The 813-nt window shown below is 55.8% G+C and carries 2 protein-coding genes; one reads left to right on the top strand and one right to left on the bottom strand.

The features are described from left to right. On the bottom strand, positions 1 to 244 hold a 244-nt coding region (locus B879_RS24005), incomplete at its 3' end, for a shikimate kinase (protein WP_238542232.1). 297 nt (positions 245 to 541) lie between these two features. Here B879_RS24005 and B879_RS24000 point away from each other — a divergent pair. After that, a complete protein-coding gene (locus B879_RS24000) occupies positions 542 to 727 on the top strand; it encodes a CsbD family protein (protein ID WP_007271499.1) in 186 nt (61 codons plus the stop codon). Positions 728 to 813: the final 86 nt, after the last annotated feature.

Below are 813 nucleotides of genomic sequence, written 5' to 3'. Positions count from 1 at the left end.
ATGGCTGGCGCTCCGGCCTGGGCGCTTCGGGAGAGTTCATCTCCGATGATTGCGAGCCAGGGCGTGCGATCAACATCATTGAGCGGGTGCCCCGCAGCCATTTTTCCTTGTTCGATGTTGGGTGCAGGTCGTCGCCATCGATGAACACCGAACCGAGCTTTTCGGCCAGCAAACGCCCCACCGTTGATTTTCCGGAGCCGGAAACGCCCATAACGATCATGGGCGGGTAAGCAGGGCTGTTCATCGTCACTCCATCGTGGAACCAAAGCAAATAGCGGACATTACAACGTGACGTCCGACATAAATATGATTTAATCAGACTAGGGCTCCGAGGCATGGAGTGTCAACAGGGTGTATTCATAAAATCTTTTGATCAAGCGGGGGCCAACGATTCCCGCGTCACCGTGCCGGTGTAACGGCACCATTCCTTCGGGTGGGCATGGTTTTTCAGCAGATTTTTTCCCCGTTAACAGCAAACGCTAAGGTTAGGTTCCTAGCGTGGGGAGAGTTCAAGCAGGATCAAACGAAGGGAAAACCCATCATGGGACTCGGAGACAAGATCAGCAACAAGGCGCAGGAAGTCGCTGGCGAGGCCAAGGAAAAGTTTGGTGACGCCACGAACAACGAGAACCTTCAGGCCGAAGGACTCAAGGACCAGGCCGCGGCCAAGGCCAAGCAGGCCGGGGAGCACGTCAAGGACGCGACCAAGGACATCACTGGCGGCTAACACAGACTTTCAATATTAAGTAAGAGCCTCGCGGTCCCGGATACATCCGGGACCGCGAGGCTCTTTGCATGTGGCGGAAGCGGCAC

Source organism: Cecembia lonarensis LW9 (genome assembly GCF_000298295.1).
GTDB lineage: Bacteria > Bacteroidota > Bacteroidia > Cytophagales > Cyclobacteriaceae > Cecembia > Cecembia lonarensis.
This window is presented reverse-complemented; position numbering and strand designations above follow the sequence as displayed.

Excerpts from the sequence above, each read along its gene's own strand:
- B879_RS24000 (WP_007271499.1), top strand. The coding sequence starts at position 542 with ATGGGACTCGGAGACAAGATCAGCAACAAGGCGCAGGAAGTCGCTGGC.